An 18228-nucleotide genomic window follows, 5' to 3' on the forward strand; every position below is an offset into this window, starting at 1 on the left:
TATTGTTCTCTCCACGTGCAGGGTTGGTGTTGGTATTGCCGGGGCGATCAATGCGCCTCTAGAAGTGGATCGAGCGCGCGAACGTGCTCAACCTGCCAGCCAAGCGGTACCACGTCGCCGACGGCGAGCGAGGGATCAAGCTCGGCAATCGGCTGTTTCACAAAGAAGTCGGTCTTGCCGCAGACTTCCAGGCGAACCCGGACGTGGTCGCCCAGATAGATGAATTCCTCGACACGCCCGGAGAAGCGGTTGACGCATTGGTCGCTGGAGCCGTTGAGGCTCACGCGCTCCGGACGAATCGACAGGGTCACCGGCTCGCCGGTCTGGCCGACGTTGACCGCCAGGGCCTCCACCTTCTCGCCGCGTCCGAGTTCGACAATGCAACGGTCGCCGGTCTGGCTGTGCAGGCGGCCATTGAGACGGTTGTTCTCGCCGATGAAGTTGGCGACGAACGTGTTTTTCGGCTCTTCGTAGAGGGTGCGCGGCGGCGCGATCTGCTGGATTTCGCCCTGATGGAACACCGCCACGCGGTCGGACATGGTCAAGGCTTCGCCCTGGTCGTGGGTCACGTAGACCACGGTCACGCCCAGTCGCTGGTGCAGGTGTTTGATCTCCATCTGCATGTGTTCACGCAGTTGCTTGTCGAGGGCGCCGAGGGGTTCGTCCATCAGCACCAGTTGCGGTTCGAACACCAATGCGCGAGCCAATGCCACTCGCTGCTGCTGACCGCCGGACAGTTGTGCCGGGTAACGCTGGGCGAAGGCATCGAGCTGCACCATGCTCAGCACACGCTTGACCTTGTCGCTGACGTCACTCTTGTTCATGCCGCGCACGGTCAGCGGGAAGCCCAGGTTCTCGGCCACGGTCATGTGCGGGAACAACGCGTAGTTCTGGAACACCATGCCGATGTCACGCTTGTGTGGCGGCACGTTGTTGATGGAGCGCCCGGCCAGCAGGATTTCGCCCGCGGTCGGTGTCTCGAAACCGGCGAGCATCATCAGGCTGGTGGTCTTGCCGGAGCCGGACGGCCCGAGCAAGGTGAGGAATTCGCCTTTGCGAATGTCCAGGTTGAGGTCCTTGACGATCAGGTTCTCGCCGTCGTAGCTCTTCTGCACTCCACGAAAGCTGACCAGAACATCATTGGCCCCTGCGCTTGAATCGACCTGGCTCATACCCACACCTTTGTTGTTGATGACTGCTGTGGACTAAGCCTAGTGGACGCTGGGGACCACGCAAATCGGGGCGCAAGAGAGATTGGCCTCAGCCGGATGGAAGGTTGGGGGTAGGGATTGCCCTACAAGGATGGCGCGATTGGATAGAGGCAGCGGCAAGCTTGCAGCTACAAGCCGCAAGCACAGGCAAAAGCAATGTTTTGAGGTGTCGCAAATGGATATGCCAGCACGAACCCTGTAGGAGCCGGCTTGCTGGCGATAGCGATTTCAATGACGCCATCGCCAGCAAGCCGGCGCCTACAGGAGATTCGGTGCGCTCAGAGGAGCTTGTGTTCCATGGCGTACTTCACCAGTTCCGCCAGCGACGTGATGTTGAGCTTCTGCATTAACCGCGCCTTGTGGGTGCTGATGGTCTTGCTGCTGAGCGCCAGTTGCTGGGCGATGTCGTTGACGTTGGCGCCCTGGGCCAGGCGCTCGAACACCGAGAACTCGCGCTCCGAAAGCAGCGAGTGCAATGGACGCGAATCGGTCAACCCCACTTCGAAGACCATGCGGTCCGCCAGGTCCGGGTCAATGTAACGCCCGCCTGCCGCCACCTTGCGAATGGCCATTAGCAACAACGACGGGTCGCTGTCCTTGGTCGCATAACCGGCCGCCCCGACTTTCAGGGCTCGCGCAGCCATCTGCGCTTCGTCGTGCATCGATAGCACCAGAATTGCCGGAGGATTGTTCAGCGCACGAATCCGCGGAATCGCCTCCAGACCGTTGACGCCCGGCATGGAGATGTCCAGCAGCACCACTTCGCAGGGCACATGACGCAAGGTTTCGAGCAACTGTTCGCCGTTGCTCGCCTCCCCCACCACCAGCAGATCCTTGGCCAGGCCGATCAACTGCTTGATGCCTTCACGGACGATGGTGTGGTCTTCGGCTACCAGTACACGGATCACGTTCTTCTCCAGATTCAAGATCATTCGCGAGCTTGTTCGCAAAAGCGTCAGCACAGACACCACAAACTCTTCAGGCTTCGTCCAAAGGCACGCGCACCTCTAATGTCGTGCCCTCACCCGGTTCACTTTGCAGCGACAACTCGCCGCCCAGGATCAAGACCCGCTCACGCATTCCGACAATCCCAAACGACGTCGGCCTGCCAAGCGCGGCGACAAATCCTACGCCATCATCACTGACCGTCAGACACAACTCGTCACCTTCCAACGCCAGTGTCAGCTCAACAGTATGCGCCTGGGCGTGACGCATGACATTGGTCAGCGCTTCCTGAAGGATCCGGAACAAGCCAATGGCCTTGGCATCACTGAGTACCGGCAGATTGTCCGGCACCTGCACCAGACACGGAATCTGCGTACGCGCCTCGAATCGTCGAGCCTGCCATTCAATGGCCGAAGCGATGCCCGCATCGAGAATCGGCGGACGCAACGCCGTCGCCACATCACGCACCAACTGGAACAACTGCGCGATCAGGCGCTTCATGCTGGTCAACCGCTCATTCAGACCGGGGTCGAGCTGGGCGTAGGCCAATTCGCACATCGACGTTTCCAGTTTGAGCACCGTCAACATCTGACCCAGCTCGTCGTGAACTTCCCGGGCGATGCGCGCCTTTTCCTCTTCCCGCACGCTCTCCAGATGCGCGGACAACTCGCGCAGTTGCTCCCGGGAACTGGCCAGTTCCAGCTCGATACGCTTGCTCTCGCTGATGTCCCAGACAATTCCGTCCCAGACATAAGCACCGTCTTCAAGCTGACGGGTGATCGCCTTGATTTCCGCCCAGCGCTGCTCGCCCTGACGCGTGAGGATGCGACCTTGCCAGGACCAGTCGCTGTCGGTGTCCAGCGCATGGTCCTGAGTCTGGCGATAGCTGGCCTTGTCGTCCGGATGCACCAGGCTGCGCAAGCCTTTGTCACGATGAGCGAGGGTCGCCGGCGAGTAACCCACCAGGCTCTCACTGCCTTCACTGATGTAGGCAAAATCGATCTGACCGGTCACCGGCGCCCGCTCCAGGCGAAAGACCAGTCCAGGCACGTTCGCCGCGATACCTTGCAGCCGCGCTTCACTCTCCTGCAACGCGGCCAGTGCGCGGCGACGTTCGGTGACGTCGTTGAGGTAGACCACCAGATACTCACCCTCGCGAAAGCGCAGGAAACTCAACGAGACATCGGCTGGCAGGAGGCTGCCATCGGCACGCACGCAGGTGGTTTCGAAACTTTGCGGCCCTTCGTCACTGGCGCGGGCGCGCTTCCACAGGTTCAACCAGCGGTCCATGTGCAGGCCCGGTTCGAAGTCGATCAACGGCCGATCGATGATCGCGCCCGGTGCATAACCGAGCATGCTTTCCGCCGCACGATTGGCATAGCGCACGTGGCTGTCCCAATTGACCCACAGGATGCCGACGGTGCTTTGATCAATCGAAAACTGCGTGAGCCGCAACGCCTCTTCGCTGGCGGCACGCAAGGCAATATCTTCCTGAGCGGCCGACAGGCGCAGCTCCAGGCTGTGCTGCTGGCGGCGTTGCCAGGCCACGATGGCCATGCAACTCAGCGCCAGCACGACCAGCAGCAGGCACAGGTTTTGCCAAAACCCGGGGGACTCGGTCAGCCGTGGATACTTGGGTTGCAGCCATTGATTGTGCAGTTGCTCAAGATCCTTGGCCGGGATGGCCCGCAACGCGCTTTCGACGATGCCGGCGAGCTCCGGTTTGTCGCGCCGAGTGGCCACGCGCAACAATTGCGGCAGGCCGATATCACCGACCACCACCAGCCCGGCGAACTCCGGTTCTACGGACAACCGCCCCAGTTGCGCCTCATCCACCACCGCATAACCGGCCTGCTGGCTTGCCAGCAGTTGCAGTGCCTGACGTTCGACCGGCACGCCTTGCAGGTTCAAGTGAGGATAGTTACTACGCAGATAGTCGGCGGTGGCGCTGGGCATGCGCACGGCGACACGGGTCTGGCTGTCGAGTTTTTCCAGCTCCACCGCACCGGTGCTTTTCTGGTCGCTGACCACCAGTTGCGGCACGCGCATGTACGGATCGGAAAACTGCCAGAGACGCAGGCCGCCAGGAGTCTGTGTCAGCCCGGGAGCGATATCGATCTCGCCTTCACGCGCGGCGGCTTCCAGTTGTTCAAGGTCAGGAAAATTGCGCCAGCTCAGCTCGACATTCAGGGTCTTGGCCAGCCATTTCATCAACTCGACATTGGCCCCTGACAGGCGCTGCAAGCGGCGATCGTATTGCGCATAGGGCACCTGTAACACCAACCCGACCCGCAACTCACTCTGCTGCGCCAGCCATTGCTGTTGTTGCGGCGACAGCTGCGCAACATGCGCCGGGGGCGCGGCGGCCGCCCAACCCATCAAGGGAAACCACAAACAGCCGATAACCCACAGGCAGCGAAAACGCATCATCGAACTCTCACACACTGACAAATACTGACCAACCCATTAGGCTGCCGGAATAACTTCTGGCCTGGAAAATCCGATGCTCCCTGTCTATCGCCTGGCACTGCCAGCATTGTGCCTGTCGCTGATCCTGCCTTGTGCTTTTTCCGTTCAGGCCGCCGATCTGGCGCCTGCCGCAACGGAAAAACCTGCCGAAGAAAAACCGCTCGAACGTCAGCCGTTGCCTGAGCGTAGTCAGGAAGAGGCGACAGCACTTGTACGAAAAATTCCGACTCAGGAACAGCAACAACTGCAGGCCGGTACCGACACGTTTCTGGCTCTGTGGAAACCTGCCAATACCGCCGAACCCAAAGGCGCGGTCGTTATCATCCCCGGCGCTGGCGAAACCGCTGACTGGCCGCAAGCTATCGGACCGCTGCGACGCAAGTTGCCGGACGCCGAGTGGAGCAGCCTGAGTATCACCTTGCCGGACCTGCAAAGCGATGCCATTACGCCACGAATCGCAGAAGCGCCCCCCGCGCCCAAGGCACCCGAGGTCGGCAGCAAAGACTCGACCACCGCGACCCCCATCGAACAGGCTGCCGGTGGTGAAGCAGAGGTACCCGACAAGGTCATCGCCGAAACCAGCGAGGAGCAGAGCAACGCCGATGCCGAGCGCATCTTTGCCCGTATCGACGCGGCGCTGGCCTTCGCGGAACAGCAAAGCGCTCGCCGCATCGTGCTGTTGGGTCATGGCACCGGCGCGTACTGGGCGGCGCGCTATATAAGCGAGAAGCAGCCCTCGCAAGTCGAGCGCTTTGTCATGATCGCCGCGCAAACACCTGTTCAGGCGAAACCCGAACTGGATGCACTGGCGCCGAACCTGAAACTGCCGACCGCCGATATTTTCTACATGGACAAGCCGCTGGATCGCAATGCAGCGCTGGCCCGCCTGCAAGCCAGCAAACGGGTGAAGACGTCGGCATTCAGCCAGGTTTCGCTCAAGGCATTGCCTGACAAAAAGGCTGAGCAGGAACAACTGTTCCGTCGGGTACGGGGCTGGTTGAATCCTCAGCCGGCGACAGACTGACAGATTGCGCCACCTTCATCGCAGGCAAGCCACGCTCCCACAGGGTTTATGTCGATTCTAAAATCGCGTACGACTCAAATCCTGTGGGAGCGAGCCTGCTCGCGATGACAGCATGACTGCATAACACCGATCATCGAAAACCCCGCCGCTCACGAATCAACGTGTAGGCGCTGTGCAGCTCACGCGTACGCTCGGTCGCTTCACGAACCTGCGATGCCGTCGCCCCGCTGCCGGCGATCTTGTCCGGGTGATGGCGACTGAGCAGGCGCCGGTACGCACGCTTGATCTGCGCCGGCTCGCTGGTTGCCGACACGCCCAATAGCCGCAACGCATCTTGATAGGTCGGCGCCTGGTTGGCCAACGGCCGCTTTTGCGGCTCATAGTCGTGGGCCAACGCCTGTACCTGATGCGACGTCCAACCCAGCCACTTGCCCCATTGGTTGATCAGTTCGCGCTCATGGCGACCGGCACGACCGTCGGCCCACACCATCCGCCAACAAGCCCGCAGCACACCTTCGGCGGCATGGGGTTGTGCGCTCAAGCGGCGCAGGTAACCGCACAACCGGTCACTGCCCGACTTGCCACGATTGAATGCAGCAATCGCCCGGCGTCGGGCGGGTTCGGACATCTCCAGCGAGCGCATCTCCGCTCGGGCCTGCTCGATGTGTCCTGCCAATACCTGGCCGTCGCATTTGGCCAGACGCCCAAGCAGCACGAACAGCAGTTCATCGTTGCGCAGCATCGAACGGCCGCCCAGTTTTTCCCGCAAATGCCCCCAACTCTGCAGGTGCAAGCGCCGATCCAGCGCCTGACCCAACAATGCGCCGAGCATGGCCCCCGGAATGCTGGCTATGGCAAAGCCCGCTCCGGCTCCAATCAGAGTCCCTGGCCACAGCATGTCAGCGGCTCGCTTCTATCAATGTTTCAGCTTCAGCCAGACGCTCGTGAGTGCCAACATCGACCCAGTGTCCTTTGAGATGCTCGCCGCTCACTTGCCCGTCCGCCATGGCTTTTCGCAACAGCGGTGCGAGTTTGAAAGCGCCTGCCGAGCAACCGTCGAACAACTGCGGATGCAATACGGCGATCCCGCTGTACGTCAGCGTCGCGGTGTCCGGCTGACCGTCGCGTACCTGGTCGCCGATCAGGCTGAAATCCCCTGTCGGGTGATGAGCCGGATTGTCGGCCAGCACCAGATGCGCCAGCCCGGTGATGGATGGGTGCAGCACGCTGAAGTCGTAATCGGTCCAGATGTCCCCGTTGACCACCAGAAACGCTTCGTCACCCAGCAACGGCAAGGCGCGGAAGATTCCACCGCCGGTTTCCAGCGGCTCCCCTTCTGCAGAATATTGAATGCTGACGCCATACCGCGAGCCATCCCCCAGATAATCTTCAATCTGCTGGCCGAGCCACGCATGGTTGATGACGATGTCGGTGAAACCCGCGGCGGCCAGCGCACGCAGGTGATACTCGATCAGTGGCACGCCGCCTGCGCGCACCAGAGGTTTAGGCGTCGTCAGGGTCAGCGGGCGCATGCGCTCGCCTTTGCCCGCGGCCAGAATCATTGCCTTCATGCGCTGGCTCCAGCTCGCAGGCCGCCCAACAACTCGGCCAGGCCTGACAGTTCAGGACGGCGGGCAACTACCGCTTCTATGTAAGCGAAGAAGCGCGGCACATCACCCAAATAGCGCGGTTTGCCGTCGCGATGACAGATACGGGCAAAAATACCGATGACTTTCAGGTGACGTTGGACCCCCATCAAGTCACTCGCACGCAGGAAGTCCTCCAGATCAGGTTGAACAGGAATGCCCAACGCGCCCGCCTGCTGCCAGTAGTTTTCCAACCAGCCCCGCACACGTTCTTCGGGCCAACTGAGGAAGGCATCCTTGAACAGGCAGGTCACGTCATAAGTCACCGGGCCATAGACCGCATCCTGAAAATCCAGCACCCCGGGATTAGGTTCGCTGAGCATCAGGTTGCGCGGCATATAGTCGCGATGCACCAGGACTTTCGGTTGGGCCAGGGCACTGTCGATCAGCAGATCGCTGACCTGCTGCCAAAGCGTTTGCTGCGCCGAATCGAATTCGACGCCCAGTTCGCGCTTTACGTACCACTCAGGGAACAGCTCCAGTTCGCGGCGCAACAGGGCCACGTCATAGCTCGGCAGTGGCGCAACCATTGGCAACTGCTGAAAAGCCAACAGTGCTTGCAGGGCATCGCTGAACAAATCGTCGGCGTTTTCGCTGTCGATCACGTCCAGATACGTCTTGTTGCCCAGGTCGTTGAGCAAAAGAAAGCCGCGATCGAGGTCTTCGGCATAAATTTTCGGCACATTTATTCTGGATTTCGCCAGTAAAAAAGCGATATCCACGAAGGGTTTGCAGTTTTCCTGGGGCGGTGGCGCGTCCATGACGATGAAACTTCTGTCACCGCCTTCCCAGCGGAAATACCGCCGAAAACTCGCGTCACTGCTGGCCGCGGTCAACGTGGCCGGGGGTACGCCCCCCCAGCCCTGTTCAGCAAACAGAGTTGCCAATTGCTCTTCGAGCCAAACTTTCAGGTGTTGCAAACGTACATCTTGGTCAGGCATTGCAAGGGTCTCCGACGGCGCTAGCCGTCAAGCGGGTCATGCTTTATTATCCAGCATCTTTTTCAGACCATCGAGAGGCGTGCGGCCCACACCGCGGGCAGATGGCACGCAGGAAGCCCGGACTAATAAGATGGCATTGAAATCCCCCGCGTTTCGTAAAAAATTTCCGTTGTTGGTCACCGGCAGTCTGCTGGTCCTGCAACCCCTCGCCACTTCCTTCGTGGTCGCTGCGGAACAGTATGACTGCTCAGTCTCTGCTTCGGGTGCCTGGAACTGTGCGCCAAAATCACCGGCAGCTGCATTGCCTCCGCGTCCCGTGCATGACGACAGCGCAGTCTCCGCGACCGGTGAAGCCCCGGCCGAGAGCGGCTCCAGCGAAAATGCCGGCGCCAAGGCTGCACTGGTTACCGAGTCCAAGGGCCGTGGCCTGAAGTCGCGCAGTGAAGACTACAGTCACCTCGACTGGGTTCCCCGCGAGCAGCTCACCGCAGCACAGTTGGCCGAAACCGGTCCTTATTGCGCTGGTTCCTATATCGAACCGATTCGTCCTGGCATGAATGACAAGACGAATAAAAGTGACGCGCCTACCTTTATCGGCGCCAAAGCCTCCCGCTATAAGCAGGACGAGCAGATCGCGACCCTGGCCGGTGACGTGGTCATGCGTCAGGGCAGCATGCAGGTCGAAGCCGACGAAGCGAACCTGTACCAGGCCGAGAGCCGTGGCGAGCTGAACGGCAACGTGCGCATTCGCGACAACGGCGCGCTGATCGTGGGCGATCACGCCGACGTGCAGCTCGACACCGGTGAAGCCAAGGTCGACAACGCCGAATACGTGATGCACAAATCGCGCATCCGCGGTAATGCGCTGTACGCCAAACGTTCCGAAAACGCGATCATCCGCCTCAAGGACGGTACGTACACCACGTGCGAACCGAACAGCAACGCCTGGCAGCTCAAGGGCAATAATGTCACCTTGAACCCGGCCACCGGTTTTGGTACCGCGACCAACGTGACACTGCGGGTCAAGGACATTCCGGTCCTGTACACGCCTTACATCTATTTCCCGATCGACGACCGTCGCCAGTCCGGCTTCCTGCCGCCGACCATCGGCACCGGCAGCGATACCGGCTTCCTGCTGGTCACCCCGTACTACTTCAACCTGGCGCCGAACTACGACGCCACGTTGTACCCGCGCTACATGTCCAAGCATGGTTTGTTGATGGAAGGCGAAGCTCGCTACCTGACCCAATCCAGCGAAGGTCAGTTCGGTGCCGCCTACCTCAATGACGAGAGCAACGATCGCGAGGAGCAAAGCGACTACGACAAGACTCGTTACATGTACAACTGGCAGCACAAGGGTGGCCTGGACTCGCGTGTATTCACGCAAGTCGACTACACCAAGATCAGCGATCCGTATTACTTCCAGGATCTGCAGTCTGACCAGATTGGCGTGAAAAGTGCCGATTTCGTGAACCAGCAAGGCGCCGTCACCTATCGTGGCGACAGCTACACCGCTCGCGTGAATGCCCAGGCTTATCAGCTGGCGACCGTATCGAACATCACGCCGTATGACCGCTTGCCGCAGATCACCTTTGACGGTGCCCTGCCCTATCATCCGAACGGTCTGAACTTCTCCTACAACACCGAACTCGTTCGGTTTGACCGGGATCTGCAGAACGGTACCTATTCCGATGAAGACGGCAATGTGGAGCCACGGCTTGATAACAATATTCAAGGCCTGGCACGTGCCACTGGCGACCGTCTGAACCTTGCCCCAGCCGTTAGCCTGCCGCTGGACTGGACGTACGGGTTCATCAAACCGACGCTGAAGTACCAGTACACCCAGTACCAACTGGATCTGGACAGCATCGGCAAAGCCCAGGTCGCTGCGCAAAACGCAGAACAGGACAAGCTCAACGGCACCTTCGACAGCAACCAGAACCGTGGTGTGCCGATTGCCAGCGTCGACAGCGGCCTGTACTTCGATCGCAATACCCAATGGTTCGGCAAGGACTATCGCCAGACCCTCGAACCGCGTCTGTTCTACCTCTACGTTCCAGAAGTGGATCAGGAAGACATTCCGGTATTCGATACCAGTGAAAACACCTTCAGCTATTCGTCGTTGTTCCGCGACAACCGCTTCTCCGGCACCGACCGTGTTGGTGACGAGAACAAGCTGTCGCTGGGTGTGACCAGCCGCTGGATCGAAGACAACGGCTTTGAGCGTCAACGCGTCAGCGTCGGCCAGGCCTTGTACTTCAAGGATCGTGAAGTCCAGCTGCCGGGTATCGATGCCAAGACCCGCGAAGACGCGCATTCCGACGTGTCACCCTACGCACTGGAATACGAATACCGCTACAACCGCGACTGGCGCACTACCGCCGACTACAACTGGGACCCGGACACCCGCAGCCCGCGTTCGGGCAGCGCAATGTTCCACTACCAGCCTGAAGACAACCCGAACAAGGTCATCAACGCCGGCTATCGCTATCGTAATGACCAGGTCCGTTACGACCAGAACACCGGTAAATGGACTGTGGGTGGTGGTGACTATGGCACCCCTGGCCAGCCTGGTTACGTGAAGGACTACTACAAGATTCAACAGCACGACTTCTCGGTGATCTGGCCGATCGTGCCGCAATGGAACGCCATCAGCCGTTGGCAGTATGACTACAACCGTAACCGTACCCTGGAAGCCTTCGGTGGCTTCGAGTACGACAGCTGCTGCTGGAAATTGCGCCTGATCAACCGTTACTGGGTTTCTTATGACGAATTCAGTCAGGAAGCACCGGAAAACGAAAAAGGCGACCATGGCATCTTCCTCCAAATTGTTCTGAAGGGACTCGGCGGCCTCACTGGCGCCAAGGTAGAGACCTTCCTTGACAAAGGCATTCAAGGTTATCGTGAACGTGAAGACCAAGCTTTCTGATTGTCTGCGCCCGCTGATGCTGGGCGCGCTGTTCCTGAGCACGGCGGCGAGCGCCGCCGTGCAGTCCATCGACAAAGTGGTGGCCATTGTCGACAACGACGTGGTCATGCAGAGCCAACTGGACCACCGCGTCCATGAAGTTCAGCAAACCATTGCCAAGCGTGGCGCTGCCGCACCACCAGCCGGTGTGTTGGAACAGCAGGTACTTGAGCGCTTGATCGTCGAAAACCTGCAGCTGCAGATCGGCGAACGCTCCGGCATCCGCATCACCGATGAAGAACTGAATCAGGCGGTCGGCAGCATCGCCCAGCGCAATAACATGTCGCTCGAGCAATTCCGCGCCGCCCTGTCCCACGACGGTCTGTCTTATGACGACGCCCGTGAGCAGATTCGTCGCGAAATGGTCATCAGCCGCGTGCGCCAGCGCCGGGTTGCCGAACGCATTCAGGTGTCCGAGCAGGAAGTGAAGAACTTCCTGGCATCCGACCTTGGCAAGATGCAGCTGTCCGAAGAACTGCACTTGGCCAACATCCTGATTCCAACCCCTGAAAGCGCCAACTCTGAAGCCATTCAGAATGCCGCGCGCCAGGCAATGGACGTCTACCAGCAACTCAAGCAAGGCGCTGACTTCGGTCAAATGGCCGTTGCCAGATCCGCCAGCGAAAACGCACTGGAAGGTGGCGATATGGGCTGGCGCAAAGCCGCTCAACTGCCGCCTCCGTTCGACCGCGAACTGAGCAGAATGACGGTGGGTGACATCACTCAACCGGCGCGGACGCCAGGTGGCTTCATCATCCTCAAGCTCCTCGGCAAGCGTGGCGGCGAGACCCAGATGCGCGATGAAGTGCATGTGCGTCATATTCTGGTCAAACCGAGTCCGATCCGCGACGAAGCAAAGACCAAGGCGCTGGCTGAGTCGATTTACACGCGTATCGAAGCCGGCGAAAACTTTGGCGATCTGGCCAAAAGCTACTCGGAAGATCCGGGTTCTGCCCTCAACGGCGGCGACCTGAACTGGATCGACCCGAACGCTCTGGTTCCGGAGTTCCGAGAAGTGATGGCCAAGACCCCCCAAGGTCAGCTGTCCAAGCCATTCCAGACGCAATATGGCTGGCACGTACTCGAAGTTCTTGGTCGCCGCGCCACCGACAGCACCACCCAGGCTCGTGAGCAGCAAGCAATGACCGTACTGCGTAACCGCAAATACGACGAAGAACTGCAAACCTGGCTGCGTCAGATCCGTGACGAAGCGTACGTAGAAATCAAACTCCCTGGCGCCGACCAGGCAGCGCAGTGAAACCCCAACGTTTCGCGCTGACACCCGGCGAACCAGCCGGCATAGGTCCCGACCTGTGCCTGCTGCTCGCCTCGCAAGCCCAGCCACACCCCCTGATTGCCATTACCAGCCGCGACCTGCTCCTTGAGCGGGCCGCGCAACTGGGCGTGGCTGTCGAAGTGCTGCCAGTCACGCCCGACCATTGGCCGGACGCCCCCGCACCCGCCAATAGCCTGTATGTCTGGGATACGCCCCTCAACGCCAGGGTTGTCGCGGGGCAGCTGGACAAGGCCAACGCCGCATTCGTTCTGGAAACCCTGACCCGCGCCGGCCAAGGCTGCCTGGACGGGCATTTCGCCGGGATGATTACTGCCCCGGTGCACAAAGGCGTGATCAACGAATCCGGCATCGCCTTTTCCGGGCACACGGAATTCCTCGCAGACCTGACCCACACCGAACAAGTGGTGATGATGCTGGCTACTCGCGGATTGCGAGTGGCATTGGTGACGACTCACCTGCCCCTTCGCGAGATTGCCGATGCAATCACCCCGGAGCGGCTGGAGCGTGTGACGCGAATCCTGCACGCCGATCTGCAAAACAAATTCGGCATCGCCCAGCCACGCATCCTGGTGTGTGGGCTCAACCCCCATGCCGGTGAAGGCGGACACCTGGGCCATGAAGAAATCGATATCATTGAACCCACATTAGAGCGCCTGCGCGGCGAAGGCATGGACCTGCGCGGTCCCCTGCCCGCCGACACTCTGTTTACCCCCAAGTATCTGGAGCACTGCGACGCAGTGCTGGCGATGTACCACGACCAGGGCTTGCCTGTGCTGAAATACAAAGGCTTCGGCGCGGCAGTCAACGTGACCCTCGGCTTGCCGATCATCCGCACATCGGTCGACCACGGCACCGCCCTGGATCTGGCCGGCAGCGGCAAGATCGATACCGGCAGCCTGCAAGTCGCCCTGGAAACCGCCTACCAGATGGCCGAGACCCGTTTATGACCGAGCATTACCAACACAAGGCGCGCAAGCGTTTTGGCCAGAACTTCCTGCACGATGCCGGCGTTATCGACCGCATCCTGCGCTCCATCCACGCCAAGACCGAGGACCGACTGCTGGAAATCGGCCCGGGCCAGGGTGCGCTCACCCAAGGTTTGCTCAGCAGCGGCGCACAACTCGACGTGGTTGAACTGGACAAGGACCTGATCCCGATCCTCAACCAGCAGTTCGCCAGCAAGAGTAACTTCAACCTGCATCAGGGCGACGCGCTGAAGTTTGACTTCAACAGCCTGAATGCTGCGCCTGGCAGCCTGCGTGTGGTCGGCAACCTGCCGTACAACATCTCCACGCCGCTGATTTTCCACCTGCTGCACAACTCGCACCTGATTCGCGACATGCACTTCATGCTGCAAAAGGAAGTGGTCGAGCGCCTGGCCGCGGGGCCTGGCGGTGGCGATTGGGGTCGTTTGTCGATCATGGTTCAGTATCACTGCCGGGTCGAACACCTGTTCAACGTTGGTCCGGGTGCGTTCAATCCGCCACCGAAAGTCGATTCGGCCATCGTGCGTCTGGTGCCTCACGCCGTGTTGCCGCACCCGGCAAAGGACCACCGGCTGCTGGAGCGCGTCGTTCGCGAAGCCTTCAACCAGCGTCGTAAAACCCTGCGCAACACGCTCAAGCTGCTGCTGAGCAACGACGAAATCGAAGCGGCCGGTGTCGACGGTAGCTTGCGCCCCGAGCAACTCGACCTGGCCGCGTTCGTGCGCCTGGCTGACAAGCTCAGCGAACAAAAGCCCTCCACCGACTGACAGGCGATGAGCGCTATCGGGTAGGACGCCACTCTGGTTTACTACCCGATACTTGGCCTAGACTGAACTCAATCAGTTATGCCCCGCGTCCCGCTTCGTTTTTAAGGCCTCTTGCATGTCCGATCCTCGTTATCAGGTCGACGTCAGCGTCGTCACCCGCTATCTGGCAGAACAATCGCAACCTGAACATGAACGTTTTGCCTTCGCCTACACCATTACCGTGCAAAACAACGGCCTGGTGCCCGCCAAGCTGCTGTCTCGGCATTGGGTGATCACCGATGGTGACGGGCACGTCGAAGAGGTTCGCGGTGCCGGCGTGGTCGGTCAGCAACCTTTGATCGAGGCAGGCAAGAGCCACACCTACAGCAGCGGCACGGTCATGACCACCAAGGTTGGCACCATGCAAGGTTCGTATCAGATGGTTGCCGACGATGGTAAGCAATTCGATGCCATCATTGCCCCGTTCCGCCTGGCCGTGCCGGGGTCGTTGCACTGATGGCAACGTACGCGGTCGGCGATCTGCAAGGCTGCCTTGAAGCGTTGCAATGCCTGCTCAAGCAAGTCGCATTCGATCCTGCAAAGGATCGCCTGTGGCTGGTGGGCGACCTGGTCAATCGCGGCCCCCAGTCGCTGGAAACCTTGCGTTTTCTCTACGGCATCCGTGAATCACTGGTGTGCGTACTCGGCAACCACGACCTGCATCTGCTGGCGGCCGGACGCAACATTGAGCGCCTGAAGAAGTCCGATACCCTGCGCGAAATCATCGAAGCGCCCGATTGCGCCGAATTGCTTGAATGGTTGCGCCAGCAGAAGCTCATGCACTACGACGAACAGCGCAAAGTCGCCTTGGTCCATGCCGGCATCCCGCCCCAGTGGTCGCTGCGCAAAGCCTTGAAGTACGCCGCGGAAGTCGAGACTGCGCTGCGAGACGACAACCTGCTGCCGCCCTATCTCGATGGCATGTACGGCAACGATCCGGCGAAGTGGGAAAACGACCTCAAAGGCGTGACACGCCTGCGAGTGATCACCAACTACTTTACTCGCATGCGTTTTTGCACCGCTGAAGGCAAGCTCGACCTCAAGAGCAAGGAAGGCCTGGACACCGCTCCGCCAGGTTACAAACCCTGGTTCCAGCACAAAGAACGCAAGACCAGGGACCTGAAGATCATCTTCGGTCATTGGGCGGCGCTGGAAGGCAAGATCGATGAGCCGTGCATCCTGGCGCTCGATACCGGTTGCGTCTGGGGCGGCGCCTTGACCCTGATGAACGTCGACAGTGGCCAGCGCGTGTCCTGCAAGTGCGACGAGCACGGGCACCCTGCACCGCCAGTCGCCTCCCCCATTCCCGAAACATCGCCAGCCAGCGCCCCGCGCTAGACTGCCCATTCAGCCGAGCCACAGGAGCCCGCCATGAGCGAATTCAAACGTATCCCCCCGGAACAGGCCCAGGCCCTGCGCGAGCAAGGCGCAGTGGTGGTCGACGTCCGTGACCCCGCGACTTTTGCCTCCCTGCACATTGCCGGTTCGAAGCATCTGGACAACCACTCCTTGCACGCCTTCATCCAGGGTGCCGACCTCGACGCGCCGACCGTGGTGGTCTGCTACCACGGCAACTCCAGCCAGGGCGCTGCGGCCTATCTGATCAGCCAGGGCTTCTCGGATGTCTACAGCATGGATGGCGGTTTTGAGCTGTGGCGTACGACTTATCCTGCGGAAACGTCGCAAGGCACTTCCGAATAATTTTTTTGTAACACGCAAGCCCCCGGCAGCCGCGGGCTAGCGCGGTGGCAGACGAACGGTCTGCCACAACTAATTACGTATCTCGCCTTTACCTCCCGAATTCCCAACTATCCTTAAGCGCAGGCCATCCAAAACAGGGGAGAGCCGGTACACCGGCGCGCGGGTCATCGGGAGTAGCTTTCGGGGCAGTCAGCTCCGGGAGAGTTCTGGGGGGTAAACAGCGATCGCCTGTTCGGTTGCTGCCAGCATCGACTGAATGATCCGGCGTCGGCTCCACGTATCGAGCGAGGTGACGTCATGAGTATCTTTAGCCACTTCCAACAACGCTTCGAGTCCACACGCCAGGAAGAACTCTCTCTGCAAGAGTATCTGGAACTGTGCAAAAAAGACCGCAGCGCCTACGTTTCCGCCGCCGAGCGTCTGCTGTTGGCCATCGGTGAACCGGAACTGCTCGACACCTCGACCAACTCGAGACTGTCGCGAATTTTCTCCAACAAGGTCATTCGCCGCTATCCGGCCTTTGAAGACTTCCATGGGATGGAAGAATGCATCGACCAGATCGTGTCGTACTTCCGCCATGCCGCTCAGGGCCTGGAAGAGAAGAAACAGATTCTTTACCTGCTCGGCCCTGTCGGTGGCGGTAAATCCTCCCTTGCCGAGAAGCTCAAGCAACTGATTGAAAAAGTGCCCTTCTATGCGATCAAGGGCTCGCCAGTGTTCGAATCACCTCTGGGTCTGTTCAACTCCACTGAAGATGGGGCGATCCTCGAGGAAGATTTCGGCATTCCACGGCGCTACCTCAACACCATCATGTCCCCATGGGCGACCAAGCGCCTGGCTGAATTCGGCGGCGACATCAGTCAGTTCCGCGTAGTGAAGCTTTACCCGTCGATCCTCAACCAGATCGCCGTGGCCAAAACCGAACCGGGTGACGAAAATAACCAGGACATCTCGGCGCTGGTGGGCAAGGTCGATATTCGCAAACTGGAAGAGTTCCCACAGAACGACGCCGACGCCTACAGCTACTCGGGCGCACTGTGCCGGGCCAACCAGGGCCTGATGGAATTCGTCGAAATGTTCAAGGCACCGATCAAGGTGCTGCACCCACTGCTGACCGCCACCCAGGAGGGCAACTACAACAGTACCGAAGGCCTCGGCGCGATTCCGTTCACCGGGATCCTGCTCGCGCACTCCAACGAATCGGAGTGGCACACCTTCCGTAACAACAAGAACAACGAAGCGTTCATCGACCGGATCTACATCGTCAAAGTGCCGTACTGCCTGCGGGTCAGTGACGAAGTGAAGATCTACGACAAACTGCTGTTCAACAGCTCACTGGCCAAGGCCCACTGCGCTCCCGACACTTTGAAGATGCTGGCCCAGTTCACCGTACTCTCGCGCCTCAAGGAGCCGGAAAACTCCAACATCTACTCGAAGATGCGCGTGTACGACGGCGAGAACCTCAAGGACACCGATCCGAAAGCCAAGTCGATCCAGGAATACCGCGACAACGCCGGTGTCGACGAAGGCATGAACGGCCTCTCGACCCGCTTCGCGTTCAAGATCCTGTCGAAGGTCTTCAACTTCGACCCGCACGAAATTGCCGCCAACCCAGTGCACTTGCTTTACGTGCTGGAACAACAGATTGAGCAGGAACAGTTCCAGGCCGAAACCCGCGAGCGCTATCTACGCTTCCTCAAGGAATACCTGGCACCGCGCTACATCGAGTTCATCGGCAAGGAGATCCAGACCGCGTACCTCGAGTCCTACAGCGAGTACGGTCAGAACATCTTCGATCGTTACGTGCTGTACGCCGACTTCTGGATCCAGGACCAGGAATACCGCGACCCGGAAACCGGCGAAATCCTCAACCGTGTGGCCCTGAACGAAGAACTGGAGAAAATCGAAAAACCGGCCGGCATCAGCAATCCCAAGGATTTCCGCAACGAAATCGTCAACTTCGTCCTGCGTGCCCGCGCCAACAACAACGGCAAGAACCCGACCTGGCTCAGCTACGAGAAACTGCGGGTGGTCATCGAGAAGAAAATGTTCTCCAACACCGAAGACCTGCTGCCAGTCATCAGTTTCAATGCCAAGGCCAGCAAAGAGGACCAGCAGAAACACAACGACTTCGTCACACGAATGGTCGAGCGGGGCTACACCGACAAACAGGTACGACTGCTGTCCGAGTGGTACCTGCGGGTCAGAAAATCACAATAACCCGCTGCCGGTCA

Annotated in this window: 15 protein-coding genes; 9 read left to right on the forward strand and 6 right to left on the reverse strand. The window is 59.8% G+C overall.

From position 1 onward, the window contains the following. Positions 1-47: 47 nt before the first annotated feature. From CKW15_RS18375 to CKW15_RS18385, 3 genes are all read right to left on the reverse strand, one after another. The gene (locus tag CKW15_RS18375; protein WP_095061539.1) at positions 48-1172 is read right to left on the reverse strand and encodes an ABC transporter ATP-binding protein; all 1125 of its coding nucleotides are present in this window, start codon (positions 1170-1172) and stop codon (positions 48-50) included. A 317-nt stretch (positions 1173-1489) separates the two neighbouring features. Next, positions 1490-2143, reverse strand: coding sequence for a response regulator transcription factor (locus CKW15_RS18380; RefSeq protein ID WP_177408861.1), 654 nt, complete (start codon positions 2141-2143; stop codon positions 1490-1492). Between the two features lie 46 nt (positions 2144-2189). After that, a complete protein-coding gene (locus CKW15_RS18385; RefSeq protein WP_095061537.1) occupies positions 2190-4586 on the reverse strand; it encodes a PAS domain S-box protein in 2397 nt (798 codons plus the stop codon). A 73-nt stretch (positions 4587-4659) separates the two neighbouring features. Here CKW15_RS18385 and CKW15_RS18390 point away from each other — a divergent pair, with 73 nt between their 5' ends. Beyond that, entirely contained in the window at positions 4660-5649 is a 990-nt protein-coding gene (locus CKW15_RS18390; protein ID WP_095061535.1) for an alpha/beta hydrolase family protein, read from the forward strand. A gap of 130 nt (positions 5650-5779) precedes the next feature. On the opposite strand, the gene CKW15_RS18395 is transcribed toward CKW15_RS18390, so the two are convergent. Genes CKW15_RS18395 through CKW15_RS18405 form a run of 3 tightly spaced genes read right to left on the reverse strand, consistent with a single transcriptional unit; the run spans position 5780 to position 8236 of the window. Further along, complete coding sequence (locus tag CKW15_RS18395; RefSeq protein WP_095060317.1) at positions 5780-6547, reverse strand: TerB family tellurite resistance protein; 768 nt, start codon at positions 6545-6547, stop codon at positions 5780-5782. A 1-nt stretch (position 6548) separates the two neighbouring features. Further along, complete coding sequence (gene murU, locus CKW15_RS18400; RefSeq protein WP_095060319.1) at positions 6549-7220, reverse strand: N-acetylmuramate alpha-1-phosphate uridylyltransferase MurU; 672 nt, start codon at positions 7218-7220, stop codon at positions 6549-6551. Beyond that, positions 7217-8236 carry an aminoglycoside phosphotransferase family protein gene (locus tag CKW15_RS18405; RefSeq protein WP_095060321.1) on the reverse strand — a complete coding sequence of 340 codons (1020 nt, stop codon included), beginning with the start codon at positions 8234-8236 and terminating at the stop codon, positions 7217-7219. Before CKW15_RS18405 ends, murU begins: the two co-directional genes overlap by 4 nt. 130 nt (positions 8237-8366) lie before the next feature. On the opposite strand from CKW15_RS18405, the gene CKW15_RS18410 reads away from it, so the two are divergent. The 8 genes from CKW15_RS18410 to CKW15_RS18445 all read left to right on the forward strand — a co-directional run bounded on the left by CKW15_RS18410 (position 8367) and on the right by CKW15_RS18445 (position 18214). Further along, positions 8367-11165, forward strand: coding sequence for an LPS-assembly protein LptD (locus CKW15_RS18410; RefSeq protein WP_095060323.1), 2799 nt, complete (start codon positions 8367-8369; stop codon positions 11163-11165). Continuing rightward, on the forward strand, positions 11140-12462 hold the full coding sequence (surA, locus tag CKW15_RS18415) for a peptidylprolyl isomerase SurA (protein ID WP_177450589.1): 1323 nt from the start codon (positions 11140-11142) through the stop codon (positions 12460-12462). Before CKW15_RS18410 ends, surA begins: the two co-directional genes overlap by 26 nt. Then, positions 12459-13448 (forward strand): 4-hydroxythreonine-4-phosphate dehydrogenase PdxA, encoded by a 990-nt coding sequence (gene pdxA, locus CKW15_RS18420; protein ID WP_095060325.1) that lies wholly within the window; start codon positions 12459-12461, stop codon positions 13446-13448. Before surA ends, pdxA begins: the two co-directional genes overlap by 4 nt. Beyond that, entirely contained in the window at positions 13445-14254 is an 810-nt protein-coding gene (gene rsmA, locus CKW15_RS18425) for a 16S rRNA (adenine(1518)-N(6)/adenine(1519)-N(6))-dimethyltransferase RsmA (protein ID WP_095060327.1), read from the forward strand. Before pdxA ends, rsmA begins: the two co-directional genes overlap by 4 nt. A gap of 115 nt (positions 14255-14369) precedes the next feature. Next, the gene (apaG, locus tag CKW15_RS18430) at positions 14370-14750 is read left to right on the forward strand and encodes a Co2+/Mg2+ efflux protein ApaG (protein ID WP_095060330.1); all 381 of its coding nucleotides are present in this window, start codon (positions 14370-14372) and stop codon (positions 14748-14750) included. Continuing rightward, positions 14750-15631 carry a symmetrical bis(5'-nucleosyl)-tetraphosphatase gene (locus tag CKW15_RS18435; RefSeq protein WP_095060331.1) on the forward strand — a complete coding sequence of 294 codons (882 nt, stop codon included), beginning with the start codon at positions 14750-14752 and terminating at the stop codon, positions 15629-15631. The genes apaG and CKW15_RS18435 overlap by 1 nt, the downstream gene beginning before the upstream one ends. A 33-nt stretch (positions 15632-15664) precedes the next feature. Next, complete coding sequence (gene glpE / locus CKW15_RS18440; RefSeq protein WP_095060333.1) at positions 15665-15994, forward strand: thiosulfate sulfurtransferase GlpE; 330 nt, start codon at positions 15665-15667, stop codon at positions 15992-15994. Positions 15995-16291: 297 nt separating this feature from the next. After that, positions 16292-18214: a PrkA family serine protein kinase gene (locus CKW15_RS18445; RefSeq protein ID WP_053162938.1), complete on the forward strand. Its 1923-nt coding sequence runs from the start codon at positions 16292-16294 to the stop codon at positions 18212-18214. Positions 18215-18228 lie beyond the last annotated feature (14 nt).

The sequence above is a fragment of the Pseudomonas sp. Irchel s3b5 genome, from assembly GCF_900187435.1.
Lineage (GTDB): Bacteria > Pseudomonadota > Gammaproteobacteria > Pseudomonadales > Pseudomonadaceae > Aquipseudomonas.

What these genes read in the sequence shown, in the direction of transcription:
- CKW15_RS18375 (WP_095061539.1), bottom strand. Translation starts at nt 1,172, where the DNA reads ATGAGCCAGGTCGATTCAAGCGCAGGGGCCAATGATGTTCTGGTCAGC.
- CKW15_RS18380 (WP_177408861.1), bottom strand. Translation starts at nt 2,143, where the DNA reads ATGATCTTGAATCTGGAGAAGAACGTGATCCGTGTACTGGTAGCCGAA.
- CKW15_RS18385 (WP_095061537.1), bottom strand. Translation starts at nt 4,586, where the DNA reads ATGATGCGTTTTCGCTGCCTGTGGGTTATCGGCTGTTTGTGGTTTCCC.
- CKW15_RS18390 (WP_095061535.1), top strand. Translation starts at nt 4,660, where the DNA reads ATGCTCCCTGTCTATCGCCTGGCACTGCCAGCATTGTGCCTGTCGCTG.
- CKW15_RS18395 (WP_095060317.1), bottom strand. Translation starts at nt 6,547, where the DNA reads ATGCTGTGGCCAGGGACTCTGATTGGAGCCGGAGCGGGCTTTGCCATA.
- murU (WP_095060319.1), bottom strand. Translation starts at nt 7,220, where the DNA reads ATGAAGGCAATGATTCTGGCCGCGGGCAAAGGCGAGCGCATGCGCCCG.
- CKW15_RS18405 (WP_095060321.1), bottom strand. Translation starts at nt 8,236, where the DNA reads ATGCCTGACCAAGATGTACGTTTGCAACACCTGAAAGTTTGGCTCGAA.
- CKW15_RS18410 (WP_095060323.1), top strand. Translation starts at nt 8,367, where the DNA reads ATGGCATTGAAATCCCCCGCGTTTCGTAAAAAATTTCCGTTGTTGGTC.
- rsmA (WP_095060327.1), top strand. Translation starts at nt 13,445, where the DNA reads ATGACCGAGCATTACCAACACAAGGCGCGCAAGCGTTTTGGCCAGAAC.
- apaG (WP_095060330.1), top strand. Translation starts at nt 14,370, where the DNA reads ATGTCCGATCCTCGTTATCAGGTCGACGTCAGCGTCGTCACCCGCTAT.
- CKW15_RS18435 (WP_095060331.1), top strand. Translation starts at nt 14,750, where the DNA reads ATGGCAACGTACGCGGTCGGCGATCTGCAAGGCTGCCTTGAAGCGTTG.
- glpE (WP_095060333.1), top strand. Translation starts at nt 15,665, where the DNA reads ATGAGCGAATTCAAACGTATCCCCCCGGAACAGGCCCAGGCCCTGCGC.
- CKW15_RS18445 (WP_053162938.1), top strand. Translation starts at nt 16,292, where the DNA reads ATGAGTATCTTTAGCCACTTCCAACAACGCTTCGAGTCCACACGCCAG.